Annotated in this window: 12 protein-coding genes; 6 read left to right on the forward strand and 6 right to left on the reverse strand. The window is 70.7% G+C overall.

Translation table 11 applies throughout. The annotated features are described in order from the left end of the window. Positions 1-261, reverse strand: a 261-nt coding sequence (locus tag AB0B76_RS40600; protein ID WP_360385752.1) for a hypothetical protein, incomplete at its 3' end; no start/stop codon positions are given. Here AB0B76_RS40600 and AB0B76_RS40605 point away from each other — a divergent pair. Beyond that, positions 248-700, forward strand: coding sequence for a hypothetical protein (locus AB0B76_RS40605; RefSeq protein WP_360385754.1), 453 nt, complete (start codon positions 248-250; stop codon positions 698-700). The genes AB0B76_RS40600 and AB0B76_RS40605 overlap by 14 nt on opposite strands. Positions 701-1,039: 339 nt before the next feature. Here AB0B76_RS40605 and AB0B76_RS40610 read toward each other — a convergent pair whose 3' ends face one another. The 3 genes from AB0B76_RS40610 to AB0B76_RS40620 all read right to left on the reverse strand — a co-directional run bounded on the left by AB0B76_RS40610 (position 1,040) and on the right by AB0B76_RS40620 (position 4,720). After that, a complete protein-coding gene (locus AB0B76_RS40610) occupies positions 1,040-2,491 on the reverse strand; it encodes a sialidase family protein (protein WP_360385756.1) in 1,452 nt (483 codons plus the stop codon). Positions 2,492-2,649: 158 nt separating this feature from the next. Continuing rightward, complete coding sequence (locus AB0B76_RS40615) at positions 2,650-4,287, reverse strand: sialidase family protein (protein WP_360385758.1); 1,638 nt, start codon at positions 4,285-4,287, stop codon at positions 2,650-2,652. Between the two features lie 154 nt (positions 4,288-4,441). Beyond that, positions 4,442-4,720 (reverse strand): hypothetical protein, encoded by a 279-nt coding sequence (locus AB0B76_RS40620; protein ID WP_360385760.1) that lies wholly within the window; start codon positions 4,718-4,720, stop codon positions 4,442-4,444. Between the two features lie 450 nt (positions 4,721-5,170). On the opposite strand from AB0B76_RS40620, the gene AB0B76_RS40625 reads away from it, so the two are divergent. Both AB0B76_RS40625 and AB0B76_RS40630 read left to right on the forward strand, forming a co-directional pair. Continuing rightward, entirely contained in the window at positions 5,171-5,470 is a 300-nt protein-coding gene (locus AB0B76_RS40625; protein WP_360385762.1) for a metalloregulator ArsR/SmtB family transcription factor, read from the forward strand. Continuing rightward, positions 5,467-8,709 (forward strand): hypothetical protein, encoded by a 3,243-nt coding sequence (locus AB0B76_RS40630; protein ID WP_360385764.1) that lies wholly within the window; start codon positions 5,467-5,469, stop codon positions 8,707-8,709. The genes AB0B76_RS40625 and AB0B76_RS40630 overlap by 4 nt, the downstream gene beginning before the upstream one ends. 14 nt (positions 8,710-8,723) lie before the next feature. On the opposite strand, the gene AB0B76_RS40635 is transcribed toward AB0B76_RS40630, so the two are convergent. After that, positions 8,724-10,631: a hypothetical protein gene (locus AB0B76_RS40635; protein WP_360385766.1), complete on the reverse strand. Its 1,908-nt coding sequence runs from the start codon at positions 10,629-10,631 to the stop codon at positions 8,724-8,726. Positions 10,632-11,059: 428 nt separating this feature from the next. On the opposite strand from AB0B76_RS40635, the gene AB0B76_RS40640 reads away from it, so the two are divergent. From AB0B76_RS40640 to AB0B76_RS40650, 3 genes are all read left to right on the forward strand, one after another. Continuing rightward, positions 11,060-13,663 carry a glycosyl hydrolase gene (locus tag AB0B76_RS40640; RefSeq protein WP_360385768.1) on the forward strand — a complete coding sequence of 868 codons (2,604 nt, stop codon included), beginning with the start codon at positions 11,060-11,062 and terminating at the stop codon, positions 13,661-13,663. A 354-nt stretch (positions 13,664-14,017) separates the two neighbouring features. Further along, positions 14,018-16,177 (forward strand): PxKF domain-containing protein, encoded by a 2,160-nt coding sequence (locus AB0B76_RS40645; RefSeq protein ID WP_360385770.1) that lies wholly within the window; start codon positions 14,018-14,020, stop codon positions 16,175-16,177. Positions 16,178-16,239: 62 nt separating this feature from the next. Next, entirely contained in the window at positions 16,240-16,692 is a 453-nt protein-coding gene (locus tag AB0B76_RS40650; protein WP_360385772.1) for a hypothetical protein, read from the forward strand. A gap of 64 nt (positions 16,693-16,756) precedes the next feature. Here AB0B76_RS40650 and AB0B76_RS40655 read toward each other — a convergent pair whose 3' ends face one another. Next, positions 16,757-18,340: a hypothetical protein gene (locus AB0B76_RS40655; protein WP_360385774.1), complete on the reverse strand. Its 1,584-nt coding sequence runs from the start codon at positions 18,338-18,340 to the stop codon at positions 16,757-16,759. Positions 18,341-18,409 lie beyond the last annotated feature (69 nt).

Consider the following 18,409-nt stretch of genomic DNA (forward strand, 5'->3'; position numbering starts at 1 on the left):
ATCTGGTGTCCAGTTGATGGTCGCTGTGCCGTCGGGCCCGACTGGCGCGGTCTGCGTCGTCGTCTCGAAGTCGAACGAGTAGGCGAACTGCGTGCCACCGGGCACCTTTGCGGTGAACGTGAAGGAGCCGCTGACGCCGGCTCCGCCCGCCTCGGCGCTCTCTGGGTAGTCCGTCGAGCTGACCGTCGGCGTCGTGTCGAAGTAGAAGTAGCTTTGGCTTGCCGGGGACACCCAACCGTTCGACCCCGTGCTGGTGACCATGCGAACCGGCACGACTGGCATCTACTACGGAGCCGATGGCTGGCTCGACTACTCCATGTGCATGCTGCGCACCACACGGCTCAACGGCTACTACCGCGACCCGATACTGCTGCAGGTCCGGCACTCCAGTGGCGCGGGTGAACGTGTCGAGGACCCGTGGTTCACCGGCTATGAGACAACTCCCCGCTGGCTGCGGCTGCAGCGACGTGGCGTCGGCATGCGCAGTATCGATCGCGGCTTCGCGCTTGATGTTCCCGACGGGGAGGCATTGCGCGCAAAGCTAGCGGACATCTTCGACCGGCATGGGGTCGTGCACACCGCGGACGGGGTCGACATGCTTCCGATCCCCCGGCAGGAAGGCGCCGGCGGCCTCGACGCTATCGACCGCGTGGTCGCCGGAGCGTCATTGCTGCGCGACCTGGTACAGGCCGGCCTGTAGATGTCAGGATGGCTGAGGCGCGTGTCAGCGTAGGTTCAGGGTTCGCGTCCCTAGCGGCCCACCATCTGACCGGCACGTCCCCTGTGGACGGTGGTTACCGCCGTGCGGTTTTTGTCGGCCGCGACGCTCTCGGCGCTGTTGGGTGGCTCGGGCGGGGCAGTGGCAGGTCGGATACATCGCAGTCGCTGTTATGGTGCCGAGCCACCCGCAGATGTCTGTCCCATCGACACATCCGCCAAGCCGCGGGCGCATGATGCAACACCGACTGAATGGCGTACCCCGTTCGCAGATGGGGGGCGGCGGCGGTGCCGTCGCCTCCCATCTGCATGGGGTTCGCCCTTACCGTGCGGTCGGGTGGATCGTATGTGGCGTGGCGGCCGATGCCGGCGCCGCGGCGGGTGCGGCGGTGTTGGTGCCGCCGGTGACCGGCAGGCCGCCGGTCGGGACGAACATGCCGAGGTGGAGCGTGCTGCCGGTGGGGGCGGTGGCGATCGGCAGGACCGGGTAGGCGTTGCCGCCCGGACGCACCGAGGTGGAGATGTAGTCGCCGAACATGCGGCCCTGCGACGTGTTCGGGATCCACGACAGGTTCATCGGGCCGGCCAGCTGGGTCGAGCCGCTCCAGCTGGCGCCGCCGTTCGTGGAGGAGATGTAGCCGGTGCTGAGCTGGCAGGTCGCGGCGGTGCATGAGGTGTTCGGGTAGAAGTAGTACGTCAGCCCGATCCGCGCCGATGCGCCGGAGGTGGAGACGTCGACGCCGATGCCGGGGATGAAGTGGTCGACGGTGCTGCTGGTCGCGTCGATCGGCACGCGGGTCGGCGCGGCCCAGGTCGTTTCGCTGGTCGACTTGGCCAGGACGATGTCGTTGGCCGGGCAGCCGGAGCGGAAGCGGCAGTCGGACCAGGTGACGTACACGGTGCCGGCCCCGTCGACCTCGGCCGAGGGCAGCGTCTCCTCGCGCAGCCCGCCGGCCACGGTGTGGTGGCTGATCGTGGACACCTGTACGGTCGAGTTCCAGGACGCGCCGCCGTTGGTGGAGCGGAACGAGCGGATCGTGTCCGACAGCCCCAGGTAGGGCACGAGGACGTGGCCGTTGGGCAGCACGACCGGCTGGCCGCCGAGGCCGGTGTGGGTGCCGCCGGGGGCGAGCGCGGCGCCCCAGGTCGCGCCGCCGTCGGTCGAGGTCTTCATCCGGATCGAGTCGCCGGAGCTGGTGATGTCGTACTCGGTGTAGCAGTTGCCGTAGAACGGGCTGGCCGCGGTGTTGTCGCAGACGATCCAGTTCTTGTCCAGCGAGCCGGTGGCGGTGGTGACCGGGCTGGACCAGGTCAGACCGCCGTCGGTGGAGCGGCTGGTGAGCACGTTGACCGCGGAGCCGCTGATGCCGAGGCTGGAGATCAGCCAGACGTTGTGCTTCGCGTCGTAGGCGACCGAGGCGTCGCTGGCCTGGCCGTAGGTGCCGCCGCCGTTGGTGGTGATGCCGGGCAGGAAGCCCTTGGTCCAGGTCGCGCCGCCGTCGCTGGAGCGGGCCCAGCCGATGTTGGAGGCGCCGCCGCCGGAGACCCGGCCGACCTGGAACGCCGAGACGATGGTGCTGCCGAACGCGAACGTGTCCGGCTCGACCTCGCTCTGGTGCTGCGCCTGAGTGTCGGTGTACGGGTCGGTGCTGACCTGGGTGAACGCGACGTTGGCCGCGGCCGGGGCGGTGCCGAGCAGCAGTGCGGCGAGGGTGGCCACACCCGTGGTGAGGGCGCCGACAGGGACCGTGCGTAGGAGGGTGCGTGGATGCATGGTGACATCGCCTCTCCGGGAGTGCGACGGCGAGGGTTTCACCGTCGCCAATCCCGTTGGTATCAGAACCACCATCCAGAATAAATAGACAACTGTAGATTTATTGTGGGTTTTGGCTGTGGCCGGTTCGTCCGGCCACAGACCGGGGTGTCGTCCGGCTAGGGGTTGATCTCGACGTTGGTGAAGATGTCGGTCTCGCCGATGCCGGTCTGCGCGATGGCACTGTCCCGCCCGTCCGTCCACACCGGGTAGACGGCCTTGGTGCTGGCGGCGAGGCCGTTGTAGTCGCCGATGAACGCGCCGCTTCCGAGGAAGCCCAGGTTCGGGTCCCAGTCCTTGGTGCTGATCTTCGCGCTGGTGAAGCTGGCCGCGTTGTTGCCCGATACCGCCTGCCAGGTGTTGATCCGGACATTGGCGGGGTCCTGGCGCCGGTCGAACCAGATCGCATAGAACCGGCCGTTCTCATCGGAGGCGGCCCAGGGCAGGAACTGGTCGTTGCGGGCGGGTGTGCCGTTCGCGCCGGTCGACAGGAATGCCGAGTCGGACCAGTGCAGCCCGCCGTCGGCGGAGGTCTGGTAGGAGATGTCGGCGGCGGACAGTGGGCGGTTGATGTTGTTCTGGTAGACGTACAGCAGGGTGCCGGTCCGTGGGCTGTAGGCCAGCGACACGGTGTTGGGTGCGCGGAAGGCGGTCGGCGGCAGGGTGTCGTCGCGGGCGTCGTCGAGGAAGTCGGCGTATTGCCCGGGCTTATCGATCTGGACCGGCTGCGGCAGGAACGTCGCGCCGCCGTCGGTGGACTTCTGGAACAGCAGGTGCGGGTCGTAGGAGGCGTTGCACTCTTCGGAGACGAAGCCGATGTCGAGTGCGCCGTTCTGTTCTACGACCGGGACGCTGAACTGGTTCGCCGACAGGCCAGTGCCGTCGCCGCCCGGGTTGTCGGGCTGAATGGCGGTGTGCGCCCACGTGGTCAGGGCCGGGTTCTCGGTCGGGATTGTGTCGGTGTACGACAGCTGCAGCGGGCAGTAGTCGCTGAACCCGTCGGGCTGCAGGTGGAACTTCGTGTACGTGACGTAGAGCCGGCCGTAGTGCGGGCTGGTCGGCGTGTTGTCGACGGCGATGAGTTCCTTGTCGTTGAAGATCGACTCGTCGACGGTGCCGGTGGTGTAGTCGTAGTTCGACGCGGCGCGGGCGGCCTGCCGGCCGGGGGTCCAGGTCTGGCCGTTGTCGACCGACTTGTAGACCTGGATCTCGGAGTAGGCCTGCGACCGGAAGAAGCACAGCTGCGACAGGTAGAACGCACCGTCGCGGCGGCTGTAGGCGACGCCCGGGTCGCCGCCGTTGCAGAAGTCACCGGTACCGCGGAACTGCGGCGTGATGCGGGTGCTGGCCCAGTGCTTGCCGCCGTCGGTGGTCCGCATGACCACCACGCCGCCGCTGACATAGTCGTTCGCGGCGGCGACCGCGATCAGCGGGTGGTTGACGTTGTAGGCGACCGCGGTCTCGTTCTGCGGCAGCGGCGGGTTGCTGTCGTCGTTCATCTGCACGTTGCCGCCGGCGGCCTTGGGTGCGGCGACGTAGCCGCCGGCGTTGGCCTGTGTTGCGGCCCGTGAGTTGGCCGCGGCGGCGCCGGCTCCGGAGGCGGCGTACATGGCTCGGACGCCGTTGGAGATCCCGCCGGGGTACTGCTTGATGTGGCTGATCCACCGCGGTTCGCTCGCCGCGTTTGCCGTTGTGGGAGCGACCAGTGCGCCGGCGACCAAGGCCAGTGCGGCCACCGTGGGAACAGTTCGTCGCATGACACCTCCATGCAGGCAGAAGGCTCAAGCTGACCTGCATTGCTTCGCCATCGTGCCAGTGCCGGTGAAGTCACAGGCCGTGCTCAAGATGACGAATTGACGCTAACCCTCGTCGATGCCAGCGGAACCCTTGCCGTTACCCGACGTACGTGGGTCAGCGCAGGCCGTTGTCCAGCCGCATGGTGATGGAGGTGTAGTGCCCGGCGGCCACGGTGACCGGCAGGTTCGTCGGCCGGCGGGCCGGGCCGCCGCCAATGAGGACCGGGCGTAGCAGGTAGCTGCCGGCGGGTACGGCCACCGTGAAGTGCCCTTGGGCGTCGGTGTCGACCGTGGCGACGACCGCCTGGGCAGTCGCGTTCAGCACCGTGAGCCGGGCCTGGACCGGCGTCGGCGTGCACGGCGGGTCGGCCCTATCGACCGGGCAGGCGATCATGACAGTCTGCCCGGCGATCCCCGTACCGGCCGGGACGCTGCGGGATGGGCCCGGCGCGGCCGTGCTCGTGGGCGGCCCACTGGTCGGTGGCTGCGCGGTCGACGGGACGGCGGACGGCGGAGCGTAGGTAATCGTCCGGGCCGTCGCCGGTTGTCCCGTGTCGTGCGAATCGGAAGCGCATGCACTCGGCGCGGCGACCAGGAGCGCCGCGGCAAGCAGGGCGAACAGTGTCCGAGGCATGACGATGTGATGCTACCGCCGCCGCAACGGTTCCGCCGGTGTGCCCGGACGTTCACAGTATGGCGAATTGCGAATATCGCTATGTCATCTGGCCTCATATGCGCCCATCGCGTTGTGTCATCTCGTTGCGACCGGCGGGAACGACTATCTTTCGGATGACGGGTCGACCGGCCGTGGCCGTGTCGCTGCAGGGATCGTCGAGGAGCACAGATGACGACGCCGTCAGCGGACCGCTTCGAGCAGGTCAGCATGCTGTTCCGGGCGTTGGCGGCGCCGGTGCGCCTGGCCATCGTGGAGTTGCTCGTCCTGCATTACGAGCTGCAGGTGCATGAGATCGTGGCGGCCGTCGGCGTCACCCAGGCGCTGATCTCCCAGCATCTACGGGTCCTGCGCCAAGCCCGGCTCGTCGTCCGGATTCAGGACGGCCGGCGGGTCACCTACCGGCTGCGCAGCGCCGACCTGAGCAGTGTGGTCGGCGCCGGCCTGGCGTACTACGACGAGCCGTCATGACGACGCCGGCGGTCGCCCTGCGCGAGTTCAAAGACCTGCTCTACGGGCTGTACGTCGCCGCCGGCCGGCCCCCGTTCAGCAAGATCGCCGACGATGCCGGTCGCATCGCCGGCGAACTCGGCGCCGCACGCGGCCCGTCCCCGGTCACCGTCGGGGCGATCCTGAGCGGGCACACCGGCCTACCCGGCGAGGAGTACGCGGTCATGGTCGGTGTGGCGCTGGGCCTCCGTACCGACCGTGATCCGGCCACCGTCGGCGAGCAGGTCCGCGCCGCTTGGCGCACCGCGCACGACGCCTCGCGCGGGTCGTTCGGCCGGCGCCTGGGCGTATCCGTCGGTGCCGCGGATCCGTTCGCGTTCGGCGTGCACCGCGCGACTCGGCCGGGGCGGGAACGGCTGCCGCCGTACGTCCGGCGCCCGCACGACGACGTCGTGGCCGGGATCGTCGCCGCGGCCCGCGCCGGTGCCAGCCGGGTCCTGGCGCTCGTCGGGCGGCCGGGCGCGGGCCGCAGCCGGGCAGCGTGGGAGGCCATCCGGGCGCTGCCGAGCCTCTGGCGGATCTGGCAACCCGCCGACGGGGCGTCGGCCACCGACATCACCACCGCGCTGAGCGACGCGGGGCCGTACACGATCGTCTGGCTCACCGACGCCGCGCACCTACTGGAACCCGATCCCCCGCTCGCCGAGGCGCCGGTCGTCACCGCGCTACGCGCGCTGCTCGACGATCCGGCCCGCGCGCCGGTACTCGTGGTACTCACGCTCTGGCCGCAGCAGTGGACGACGCTCACCGCGCGGCCACTGGCCGACGAACTGGATGTCCACGCCGACACGAGATCGCTGTTGTACGGCAACGACGTCGCCGTACCGGACACGCGCGGTGCCAGGAAGATCTGCGAGGTGCTGCGGCGGTACGACACGGCGCCACCGGCTGCCAGGGCGCTGCTCGACGCCGCCGTCGACGCCCGCCGGTTCGGCTTCCCACCATGGCTGTCCGGCGCGTTCCTGCGGCACGCCGCCGGGGACGGCCGACCGGCCGACGACGTCGCCGCGGCCATCGCGTTCGCCACGGCGACGCCGGCCCTCCTGACCATCCATGGCTCGGATGCATACCGGCTGGTCGAGTGTGTGCACCACGACGTCGCCGCCCGCCGCTGCACCGTGTTTCCGCCAGTCCGGTTCTGGGACGCGGTGACCGCGACCGTGACTGACCCGGGCACGTTGCGCTCACTGGGAGTCCATGCCGAGCGGCGCGGCCGGCTGAACCGGGCCGGGCACATGTACCGCCTGGCGATCGAGCAGGGCGACACCGCCGCCATGGGCCTGCTGGTGCGGCTGCGTGAACGGGCCGGCGATCGAGCCGGCGCCGACCGGCTGGCGATGCTCGCCGGCGACCACGGCGACCACATCGCACTGCGGTGGCTCGCCCTGCGCTGCGACGGCGACGGTGACGCCACGCGGGCCGACACACTGGCCACGGCCGCAGCCGCGCGTGGCGACGCCACCGTGGCCTGTGCGCTCGCCCAGCGGCACCCCGGTTCGGAGCGGGCCGAGGCGCTGTATTGGACCGCCGTGCAGCACGGCGCGCGGCTGGAGGTCGCGGCGCTGGCCGCCATGGCCCAGGATCGCGGCGACCTCGCCACCGCCGAGACGATAGCCCGGCAGGCCGCGGCCACCGGCGACACCACCGCCCTGCAGCGGCTCGCCGACGCCCGCCGCCGGGCCGGTGAGCTGGACGCCGCGGAGCGGCTCGCCGTCGCCGCCGCACAGTACGGCCACCGCTTCGAGCGGCGGCTGCTGGCCGAGGAGCGGCGCCGGTTCGGCCGGCGGCCCGCGGTGGAGTCCTTCCTGCGCCGCGCCGCGGCCACGGTGAGCCCGGGCGACGCGCAGCGCCTGACCGCGCGTGCCGCCACCGATGCGGTCGGGGCCCTGGCGATGGCGTTGCGGCTGGCCAGCCGTAGCCATACCGGACCGCTGCACGCCCTCGCCGTGCTGCGCCAGCAACGTGGCGGCACCAGTGCCGCCACACGGCTGGCCGTGACGGCCGCACGGTACGGCGACCCGTCGGTGCTGGCGGAGATCGCCATGGCGAGGGGCCGCCTCGGCGACATCGCCGGCGCCGTTCAGCTGGCCGAGCGGGCCGCGGAGCTCGGGGACGGCACCGCACTGCGCAAGCTCGCACGGTCGCGGCGCCGAACCGGTGATCACGCGGCGGCCACCCAACTGCTGCGACAAGCCGCCGCACACGGCGACCCCGACGCCATGTTCGACCTCGCCCGGGCCAGGCAGGAGGCCGGCGACCGCTCGGGCGCCGAGGCCGGTTACCGCGACGCTGTACGCGGCGGTGTCTGCGACGCCGCGCACGCCTTGGCCCTGCTGCGGCAGGACACCGACCCGCCCGCCGCCGCCACCTTCGCGCGACGGGCCGCGGATCTCGGCGATCCCACCGCGCTGCGCGACCTCGGTCGCATTCGCGAACTCGCCGGCGATCGGACGGCGGCGGCTGACCTGTACCGGCAGGGCAGCGACCGTGGCGACACCGCGTCGGCCCAGCTGCTCGCCCGGCTGTGGGACAGCGACGACCGGCCCACTGCCGCAGGCCATGCCACGACCGCCGCCGAGCAGGGCGACACCATGCCGATGCGGCAACTCGCCGACCTGTGGGCGGCTGCGGGTCGGCAGTCCGAGGCGGACGAGCTGTACTGGTCGGCGTACGAACACGGCGACGCGGACGTGCTGATGCGGCTGCCGCACATGCGCGCCGAGGAACGGGGTGATCAGGTCGACGCAGACCGGCTCGCACTGCAGGCAGCTGATTGCGGCCGGTATCGTGCGGTGGCCGACCTCGGCGCGGCCCGCGAGCTGACCGGGGACCTCGCCGCCGCGGAACGGCTCTACCTGCAGGCGGCGACCGCCGGCGCCGCTGTCGACCTGCGCAACATGATCCGCCTGCGGCTGTCGTCGACGCTCGACGTCTCCGAGTGCATCCCGGAACTCTACGAGCATGCGTTGCGCAACGGTGTTGCCGGAGCCGGTCTCGCGCTCGCCCGGGTGCGCCTCGCGCGCGGCGCCGTCGGCGAGGCGGCGGCCTTGTGCCGGCGGGCGGCCGACCGGGGTGAACCGGGGGCGGTGGCGGAGCTGGCCCGCCTCCACCGCCGCACCGCAGACGGCGCGGCCGCCGCCCTGATCGACCGATACGGCCTGCAGGACGACGGCCGCGCCGCCAATTCGTTCCGTTGGTGAAGTGGTGCCGATGGTTACGGTTTGATCAGGCTGATCCGGGTGCCCCAGTTGGCCAGCGCGGTGCGGGTGCCGCCGCAGCTGCCGAACGGCGTCGCCTCGTACTGGGCGAGGGTGCAGGTCTGGCCGATGTACTCGCTGGCGATCCAGATGTTGTTGCCGTCCACGGCGGTCGCGCCGTAGTCGCCCCACCGCGGGCGCGGCGGGTCGTTGAAGGCGCGGTAGCCGCTGAAGCCGTCCTGCGGGCCCAGGCCCGCCTTGGCCAGGTAGATCGTGCCGGCGCCGGTGCGGCCGTCGAACGCGGAGTACGCCGCCGACGGGAAGTAGCCGTCGCCGACCAGAGTGAACGCCATGACGCCCTTGCCGGCCGCATTGACGCCGATGGCCGGGTACGTCAGGTTGTTGCCCGCGAGGCCCAGCTGGCCCTGGGCGGCGAGGTCGGCCCGCACGGAGCTGCCGCGCAGCGACGGGCGCACGATGTACCAGCCGATGCCGGCCTTCGTAGCGCCGCCGACGCTCACCGCGGTGTCGAGCGCGCCGTAGAGCTTGCCGCCGGCGTAGGTGACCTGCTGCATGCGGGTGTCGTTGCTGTCCAGCGGCGAGAGGGCCTCGGGCTTGAACGGGTCCGGCGCGCCGAGGATGAACGTGGCGCACGGGTCGTCGTTGAGGCACTCGCGCAGCGGCGCCGGCCCGGACTTCTGGTTCGCCGCGGGCGGCAGCGAGTACCGCTGCACCCCGACCCGGGTGTTGCTCAGCCCGAGGCTGGGCGATGCGGAGTCGAGGGACCAGCTGTTGGTCAGCGCCCAGGTCACGATGCTGTCCGACACGTAGTCCTTGGTGCCGGTCGCCTCCTCGGCCGCGTTGGAGGACAGGAAGAACTCCGTGCCGCCCTGCGCGTAGGAGTAGTCCGCGACCGTCGGGGACTGGGCCGGCCAGACGGTGAAGCCGTTGCGCCCGCGGTCGGCGCCGGGGGTGTCGAGCTCGGTGACGAGCACGTCCGCGTCGCCGCGGGCCAGGGCCCGCTTGGAGAACGCGTAGATCTGCGCGCTGTTGTACTCGGTGCCGAAGAACGAGTACTCGTTGGTGGTGATGTAGAAACCGAACGCGTCGACGCCGATGTGCGGGTAGTCGCCGATACAAGGGCAGTGCGGGTGCACCGGGGTGCCGTTGCTGCCGTCGTCGGTGACGTCGAGCCGGTAGATGTTCCAGGTGCCGGTCGGGTCGGACGCCACCGCGATGTCGAGGTGGTTGCCGCCGGTGAGCTCGCCGTCCGCGGTCTGGTCGAGGGTGAGCACGACGAGGAAGAACTTGTGGGTGCTCGGGTCGAACAGGCAGACCGGGTCGGTGAGCTCGGGGCCGAAGACGCCGGTCGTGCGGTCGATCACCGGCGGGTAGCCGAAGAACGTGTTCAGGTCCACCACGCCGGTCTGGCCGGTGCCGTCAGCGTTGTAGACCCGGAACGCGTCGTTGACCGCCTCCACGACGTGGCCGCCGCCCGCGCACAGGGCCTGGTCGGGCGGCTCGAGGGTGAACTGGTTGCCGTTGTTGGCGGTGCGCTGCTGCCGCTGGGTGAGCCCGTCGAAACTGGTCACCAGCTGCGGACCGTTGCGGATGACCCCGCCGGTCAGCGACGCGCCGGACGGGCTCGCGGCGCGCGCCGGCGCCAGGCTGCGGTGCGGGCCGGCGGGCCGCTTCGCGGTGCGGGCCAGGCCCGCGGCCTCGGGCCCGGCGTCGCGGGGGATCTCGGTGTTGATCGAGGCCGGCTCGCCGGTGCCGGTCCCGGTGACCTTGTAGGAGCCGGTGCCGACCTTCTGCACGTGCCGGGTATTGGCGGCGGAGGCGGCTGATGCGCTGCCTGGCAGAGTGAGCGAGCCGAGGACGGTGGCCAGTGCCGCCGCCGCGACCACACTGCGTCGTGTGGACATGGGTCTCCGTTCGTCAGCGGAATGGAGGTTGCCAACGACCCAATGCGCCCGGTGTCCCGATCGGGACCAAGGTCGGCGATGGGCCAAGCGCCAGTCTTGACCCGGACCCGGCGTTTGGAAAGCATCAATACGAAACCCGTCACTTTGATCACTACAAATGTGCTATGCCCGCAAATCCCGTACCCTCTGCATGAGGAACCATCCAGCGATACGTGACAGTGTCGATTCGTGGGCGCCTCCTACCCTTTCCTTCACCCTGCATCCGCCGCTTCTTGATCTGCACGCTTTGATATTGGCGGGCCGCTGGATGAACGATCAGCCGTGCATGCGCCGGCGAGTCCTGACCGGCGCCTCGGTTTGGGAGGGAGCGGGCCTTGCCGCCTGCACTGCCGCCAACTAGGCATCGACGTGTCCTCATCGTCGCGGGGTTGTCCGCGATCGCGCTCACCGTGGCCGGCGCGCCGGCCGGCGCCGCACCGGGCAAGCCGCGCCCGGCCCGCGCGGGCGACCTGGCCGCCACCGGCCACCGCACTGCGAAGGGCGCCTCGACGTTCTCGGCCAAGGCGGCCGGGGAGGACGAGGAAGAGGGCTCCAGCGACATCATGGAGCAGGCCGACCAGTGGAACGAGGCCCGCAGCTCGCCGGGCGTCGTCGCGCCCGGCGCCTACTCCGCCGCGTGGGCGCAGCTGCAGTCGCTGCCGCACACCGGCGGGCGCTGGGTCGACGAGACGGGGCTGCCGTACAACGCCGACGACCCGCGCTACCGCGACATCAACTCCAACTCCTCCGGCGGCGCCGGCAACGTGACCGGCCGGATCACCGGCCTGGCCGCCGACGACCACGGCTACGTGTACGCCGGCTCGGCCAACGGCGGCGTGTGGCGCTCGTCCACGGGCGGCGGCAACTGGCATCCGATCTCGGACAAGCTGCCGTCTCCGGCCACCGGCGACCTGCGCCTCGACGGCAAGGGCCGGCTCTGGTACGCCACCGGCGAGGCCAACACCAGCGCGACCAGCTTCGTCGGCGCCGGCGTGTTCGTGCTCGGCGACCCCCGCCACGGCGAGTTCAGCGCGAGCAGCCGGGTCGGCGGCACCGAGCTGGAGAGTACGACGATCCGGGCGCTGCGCTTCGGCGGCGACAAGGTCTGGGCGGCGACCAGCCGCGGCGTGTGGACCCACTCCACCACCAACCTGTCCGGCCCGTGGAAGCTCGAGTTCGCCCCCAACCCGGACTACCTGCCGGGCGGGTCGAAGGCCGGCGACGCGAGCGCGCCGTACAAGAACATCGCTAACGACGTCGCCATCGACCCCAAGGACCCGTCGAAGGTCATCCTGGCGATCGGCTGGCGCAGCGGCGACGACTACAACGGCTTCTACACCAAGGTGGGCGGCGCCTGGCAGCGGACCACCCTCGCCGGTGACATCGCCAGCGACCCGGACAACGTCGGTGCGGTCACCTTCGCCGCGTCCGCGGACGGCTCGAAGTACTACGCGATCGAGCAGTCGCCCGAGCAGCTCAACACCAACCCGGACAGTGGCCTGGGTGGTATCTACGCCTCGGACTCGGGCTCGCCGTTCGGCCCGTGGAAGCTCGTAGCGGACTACCACAAGCTGGCCGCGTCGGGCTCGGCGAACACCTCGCCGGGGTACATGCCGGGCATCCAGGCCTGGTACAACCAGTTCCTGCAGGTCGACCCGAAGGACCCCAAGCACGTGTACCTGGGCTTGGAGGAGGTCTTTGAGACCAAGGACGCCGGGGCAACGTGGACCACGCCTGGGCCGTACTGGAACTTCTACTTCGACTGCTGGAGCATCGATCCGTCGAAGCAGACCGGCGACTGCCACCAGACTCCACACTCCGACCAGCACGCGATCGCCATCGGCAGCAACGGCGGCAAGCCGTATGTGATCGTCGGCAACGACGGCGGCGCGTACCGCCGGCCGGTGAACGGCCGGGCCGACGCGTCGGGCCATGCCACCGACTGGGCGTCGCTCAATGACGGCAGCATGGACGTGCTGCAGTACTACTCGGTGGGTGTCGGCGCCGACCGGCAGGGGCACAACGCGGGGGTCGCGATCAGCGGCGGCCTGCAGGACAACGGCGAGTCGATCCTGCGCCCCGGCGACAAGGTGATGGGCTCCAACTTCGGCGGCGACGGCGGCGACACCATCGTCGACCCGAACAACGGCTGCAACATCGCGGCGGAGTACGTGTACCTCGCCCTGTCGGTGACCAACAACTGCGCGGTCAACGACGGCTCGTGGACGACCGACCCGAGCAAGGTGTCCAGCCGCAACGTCGCCCCGCCCGACAACGCCCTCGGCTCGGCCGGCGCCCGCTTCATCGCGCCGATCGCCGCCGACGGCAAGGACTGGGTGGCCGGCGGCACGCACGTGTGGATTCAGCACAAGGGCTTCGACATCCAGTCCGGCGCGGACTGGATCAACGTGTTCGACCTCGGCGCGGGCCACGTGGCCAGCGGCGTCGCGATCTCCGGCGGCATGGTCTACGTCGGCTGGTGCGGCCCGTGCAACAACCAGGGCTTCACCCGCGGCATCGCGGTCGGCAAGGCGGACGGGACGGGCTGGCACCAGCTGACGCTCCCGGTCGACGGGGTCATCCCGAACCGGTACGTCTCGGGCTTCGACGTCGACCCGGCCAACCCCAACCACGTGTTCGTCGCGATCAACGGGTACTCCCGCAAGTGGACCGAGGGCCCCGGCGCCGGCGTCGGCCACGTCTTCGAGTCCCGCGACGCGGGCGCGCACTGGACGGACATCTCGGCGAACCTGCCCGACATCCCGGCCAACGCGGTGAAGGTCCTCTGGGGCGGCGGCCTGGTCGTCGGCACCGACCTCGGCGTGCTCTACCGTCCGGCGGGCCAGACGGGCTGGAAGGTGCTCGGCCGCAACCTGCCGACCACCACGACGATGCAGCTGCGCACCGGCCTGGGCGGCTGGCGTCTCTACACGGCCACCCACGGCCGGGGCATTCAGTCCTACGACCTGTGGCAACTGCTGCTGTTCGGCTAGCCCAGCGGTACAGCCCCACCTGGTGGCCCGGAAGCTTTGGCTCCGGGCCACCGGCCTGTCATTTCCCGGAACGGATTAGGCCGGTGGTCGGCGGTTGCCGGCGTTCGGCTCGCTCCCGTGTCGGATCACGGTCAACGTGATGCACCGTGACGGCTCCACGACGAAGGGTGAGTCCTGGCGATCGGGTTCCTGACCGGTCGCCGATTTTGTTGGGCACACATCGTGAGGGAGTGACGGGACATGCACCGAAGATTCACTCGTCGATGGATCCACGCGACGGTCGTCGCGATCGTGGTGGCCGCGCTGGGGTTGGCGGCTCCGTCCGCGCCAGCGTTCGCCGCGAACGGAGATCTGGTGCAGCAGACGGGTTTCTCCCAGTCATGCGGCAGCGGCATCGGCGTCGGGATCGCGTTCGACGGTGAGAACCTCTGGTACAGCTGCTTCCAGAGCAGTCCGGACCTGTACAAGGCCAACCCGATCACCGGGGCCGTGCTCGGCTCCTACAACGTCGCGGGTGGGCTGGGCGCACTGGCCTGGGACGGCAAGCGCAAGAAGATCTGGGCCGGGTGGGGCGGCGCGGGCACCAGCGGCGACGTGCGGCTGATCGACCCGGCCACCGGCACCGGCGCGGTGGTGTTCAACGCGGCTGACGCCGGCGCCATCGACGAGCTCGACGACGGGCTGGCCTACGACGCGCAGGACGACACCCTGCTCATCAGCCCCGACACGTCCACCACGATCTTCCACTACAGCACCGCCGGTGCCAGCCTGGGCAGCTTCGGCTGGTCGGGCAGCGGCTGCTACAACAGCGGCGTGGCCATCGGCGGCCAGCTGCTGTTCGAGGGCTCCGACGGCTGCAACCACGTCTGGGTCGTCCAGCGCAGCAACCATGCGCCCGCATTCGACTTCGCCACCGGCGCCGGCGGGGTCCGCGACGAGGACCTGGAGTGCGACAGCGTCACCTTCTCCCCGAAGACGGTGATGTGGTCGATGGAGGCGTACGAGCCGCGCCGCGCAATCGCCTTCGAAATCCCGCCCGGCTCCTGCGCCACCGGCGGCGGGGTCGACAGCGACGGCGACGGCCTGCTCGACGAGTGGGAGACCAACGGCGTCACCATCGACCCGGACGGCGCCGGCCCGATCGCACCGCAGTTCATCGACCTCGCGGTGATGGGCGCCGACAAGAACAAGCCCGACATCTTCCTGCAGCTGGACTGGATGGCCGACGCCACCCACAACCAGAAGCTCAGCGCCGCGGCGCTGAAGACCGTCGTCGACGCGTTCGCGGCCTCGCCCTACACCAGCCCGACCGGGTCGGTCGGCATCAACCTGCACATCGACGAGGGCCCGACGAGCATCATGAACTCGGCGACCAACGCGACATGGGGCTCGCTGAGCAAGGCCAAGCAGCTGGGCTACGTCGCCAACCTGGGCACCTCGGGCGCCGGCGGCTACGACTGGAGCGCGTTCCAGACCCTCAAGGACGCCAACTTCACCCCGACCGGACGCACGCCGATCTTCCACTACGTGATCGCAGCCCACAACTACGACTCGACCACCTCCTCGGGCATCTCCCGCGGCATCGGCGCCTCCGACCTGATCGTCAGCCTCGGCTCGTTCACCAACGGCACCGGCACCGACAACGAGCAGGCCGGCACGCTCATGCACGAGCTCGGCCACAACCTCGGGCTGCACCACGGCGGCGGCGACGACACCAACTACAAGCCGAACTACCTGAGCATCATGAGCTACGGCTTCCAGCTCGGCGGCGTCATCAAAGGCGGCGTCGCCGGCACCTTCGACTACTCCCGCTCCGCGCTGGGCAACCTCAACGAAAGCAGCCTGAGCGAGCCGGCCGGCATCGGCGCGGCCGGCTACGGCACCCGCCACTGGTGCCCCGCCTCCGGCACGTACGTCGCGGTCAACAACGCCGGCGGTGCCATCGACTGGAACTGCAACAGCAACACCACCGACACCGGCGTGTCGTTCGACATCAACAACGACGGCGGCAACAGCACCCTCAGCGGCTACAACGACTGGGCCAACCTCAAGCTCAAGGGCGGCGCCATCGGCCTGGCCGGCGCCACCCCGGACCTGCCGACGGTCACCCCGGACGAGACCCTGACCGTCGACGAGGCGCACAAGAGCCCGCCCGCTTCGACCGGGTACACCTTCACCGGCTTCTTCTCCCCGGTCGACAATCCGCCCACCGTCAACGTCGCAAAGGCCGGCAGCGCGATCCCGGTCAAGTTCAGCCTCGGCGGCAACCAGGGCCTGGACATCTTCGCCGCCGGATCACCGTCGTCGCAGCAGGTGACCTGCGACGGCGGGGCACCCGTCGACGACATTGAGCAGACAGTCAGCCCCGGCGGTGCCACACTGACCTACGACCCCGCCAGTGGCCAGTACACCTACGTCTGGAAGACCGACAAGTCATGGGCGGGCACCTGCCGTCGCCTGACCGTGGCGCTCAACGACGGCACGCAGCACGTCGCCGCCTTCAAGTTCAAGTAGCACCGAACCCGTGGCAGGGGCACCCGGTGCCCCCTGCCACGACCCGAAAAAGGCGACCGATCATGACCCGGGAACTGTTGCTCAGCGTCGTCGTGCTGACCCTGGCGACGGCGTGCGGACCGGCCGACGCTCCGGGCGCGCCCGATGCCGTAAACACCGCCTCGTCCGCGGCCGGGAGCGCCGGCCCGTCGCCGGCCGCAAGCCCGAGCGGCATCACATCGCATGAAGCGGGCCGGATCGCGCCCCTCGCGCCACCCTCGCTCACCGCCGTCGCGGACGCCGGGAGGGTGCGACTGGAGTGGCCGGCCACGGGCGAGGACCTGGCGTACTACCAGTGTCTTCGGCGCCCGGCCGAAGCCGGCGTCTGGCAGTCGGTCGGGCGGGCCCCGGCCGCACAGCACACCTACGTCGACCCCGAACCGGGCGACGGCCTGTACATCTACGGCGTCCAGGCGGTCGCGGTGTCAGGTCTCGCCAGTCCGATCACCGAGAGCCAGGTGGTGCGGATCCGCTGACACCGGTCGGTGGCCGGCTTCCGGGGCCGGCCACCGACGGTTCAGCGGTGCTGTGTCGGGCGGGTCAGCAGGTGCCGACGCGCCCGATCCGGGTGCGCCAGGCGCCGCCCGCGGCGAAGTACTGCTGGGCCACGACGGCGCAGCTGCCACTGGCGACGGTGGGGTCGATCGCGACTGAGGAGTAGTCACCGAACCGGGTCTGGCTCGTCGCTGAGCCGTTGATCAGGACGGCGCCGGTGCCGATGAGGTTCGGCACGCCGCCGCCGGGGGCGACGGAGTCGACGGTGTCGGAGGTGGCGATGTTGTTCGCGGTGTCGGTGTAGGCCCAGTTGACGTAGATGAAGTTGCCGCCGCCAGGGTTGTTGGCGACGCCGATGGAGGGGTTGAAGTCGTCGCTGCTGCTGCTGCGGTAGGCCAGGGCGACGGTGGCGGTGTTACCGGCGATGCTGATGGCGCCGTAGCGCACGCCGGGGAAGCCGCCGATGTCGATGCCGTGGGCGAACCAGATGAAGTTGCCGTCGTTGACCGGCGACCACGCGATACGGCCGTCGAGCGGGTCGAGGGTGGTCGGCGTGCCGGGCTGGTTGATCCGGCGGGTCGGGGCGTTGAACGTCGAGCTGATGGTGGCCTGCAGCGTCAGGGCGGCGCCGGCGCCACCGCTGTTGGTGAGCCGGTACAGGCGGTAGCCCGTGCCGGGGACGGAGGCGACGAAGTAGCTGAACGGCGTCGAGATCATCGGAATGCCGGCGTTGGAGACCGGAGCGCTGAGCGACGCGGTGGTGAAGGCGCTGAAGCTGAATCCGGCGCCGGCGTAGACGGCCGATTTCGGGATGCCGAACACGGTGGCGTTGTGGCTGGTCGGGGTGAAGTTGTCGGTGCCGAACAGCAGCGCGTTGCTGTCCTGGCCGAGGATCGGGTAGTCCAGCAGGGTGCCGGCCGGGAACGACCCGCCGCTGAACGTGATGCGGTAGATGAACCAGCTGCCGCAGGCGTCACTGCTGGTGCTCGCCCCGACCCACAGCGCCGGGGCCGCGGTGGTGGACGCGGGGACGACGGTCAGGGTGAGGCTGTAGCGGTTGTTGACGTTGTCGTACTGCACGCGCGGGTCGGACAGGCTGTCGGTGGTGCCCAGGAAGCTGGCCAGGCTGAAGCTGCACAGCTGGGTGCCGGTCTTGTTGGTGGTTTGCAGCCGCAGGTTGACCGCCTCGAGGATCTGGGTGCCGCCGACGGCAGCATTGACATCCGGCGGCTGGCAGCCGCCGCAGCCGGTGGCCTGATCGATGCCGGCGAAGTTCGCCACCGTACCCGGCGCCGTCAACGGCTGGACCGGGCGGCTCGCGAGGCTGTTCGGGCCGCGCGCCCCGGTCACCGTCGCCGGGACGGCCGGCTTACTGCCGGTGCTGGGTCGCGACGGCAGCAGCGCGGTGCCGCGCCGTTGCGCCGGGACCGTGGCGTCCGCCGCCGCCGCGGACGGCGCGGCCGGCTCGGCCGCACTCGACAGACTGCGCGCGTCGACGGTCCGGGCGGTGGCGACCCCGACGCCGGCGACGGGGGCCCGGCCGGCGAGGCCGTCGGCGATGGGGGCCGCCGACGCGGGTGTCGTGCCTGCGGCCACGGCCACGGTGGCGACGGCCGCCACCACCAGCATGGCTCGTGAGCGTGTTCGCACTCGGTTCTCCCTCGTGTCACTGGAACGGCTCGTGGAGCGGATGTCCGG

This window comes from Dactylosporangium sp. NPDC049140 (assembly GCF_040648435.1).

What these genes read in the sequence shown, in the direction of transcription:
- AB0B76_RS40610 (WP_360385756.1), bottom strand. Translation starts at nt 2,491, where the DNA reads ATGCATCCACGCACCCTCCTACGCACGGTCCCTGTCGGCGCCCTCACC.
- AB0B76_RS40615 (WP_360385758.1), bottom strand. Translation starts at nt 4,287, where the DNA reads ATGCGACGAACTGTTCCCACGGTGGCCGCACTGGCCTTGGTCGCCGGC.
- AB0B76_RS40620 (WP_360385760.1), bottom strand. Translation starts at nt 4,720, where the DNA reads ATGATCGCCTGCCCGGTCGATAGGGCCGACCCGCCGTGCACGCCGACG.
- AB0B76_RS40625 (WP_360385762.1), top strand. Translation starts at nt 5,171, where the DNA reads ATGACGACGCCGTCAGCGGACCGCTTCGAGCAGGTCAGCATGCTGTTC.
- AB0B76_RS40630 (WP_360385764.1), top strand. Translation starts at nt 5,467, where the DNA reads ATGACGACGCCGGCGGTCGCCCTGCGCGAGTTCAAAGACCTGCTCTAC.
- AB0B76_RS40635 (WP_360385766.1), bottom strand. Translation starts at nt 10,631, where the DNA reads ATGTCCACACGACGCAGTGTGGTCGCGGCGGCGGCACTGGCCACCGTC.
- AB0B76_RS40650 (WP_360385772.1), top strand. Translation starts at nt 16,240, where the DNA reads ATGACCCGGGAACTGTTGCTCAGCGTCGTCGTGCTGACCCTGGCGACG.
- AB0B76_RS40655 (WP_360385774.1), bottom strand. Translation starts at nt 18,340, where the DNA reads ATGCTGGTGGTGGCGGCCGTCGCCACCGTGGCCGTGGCCGCAGGCACG.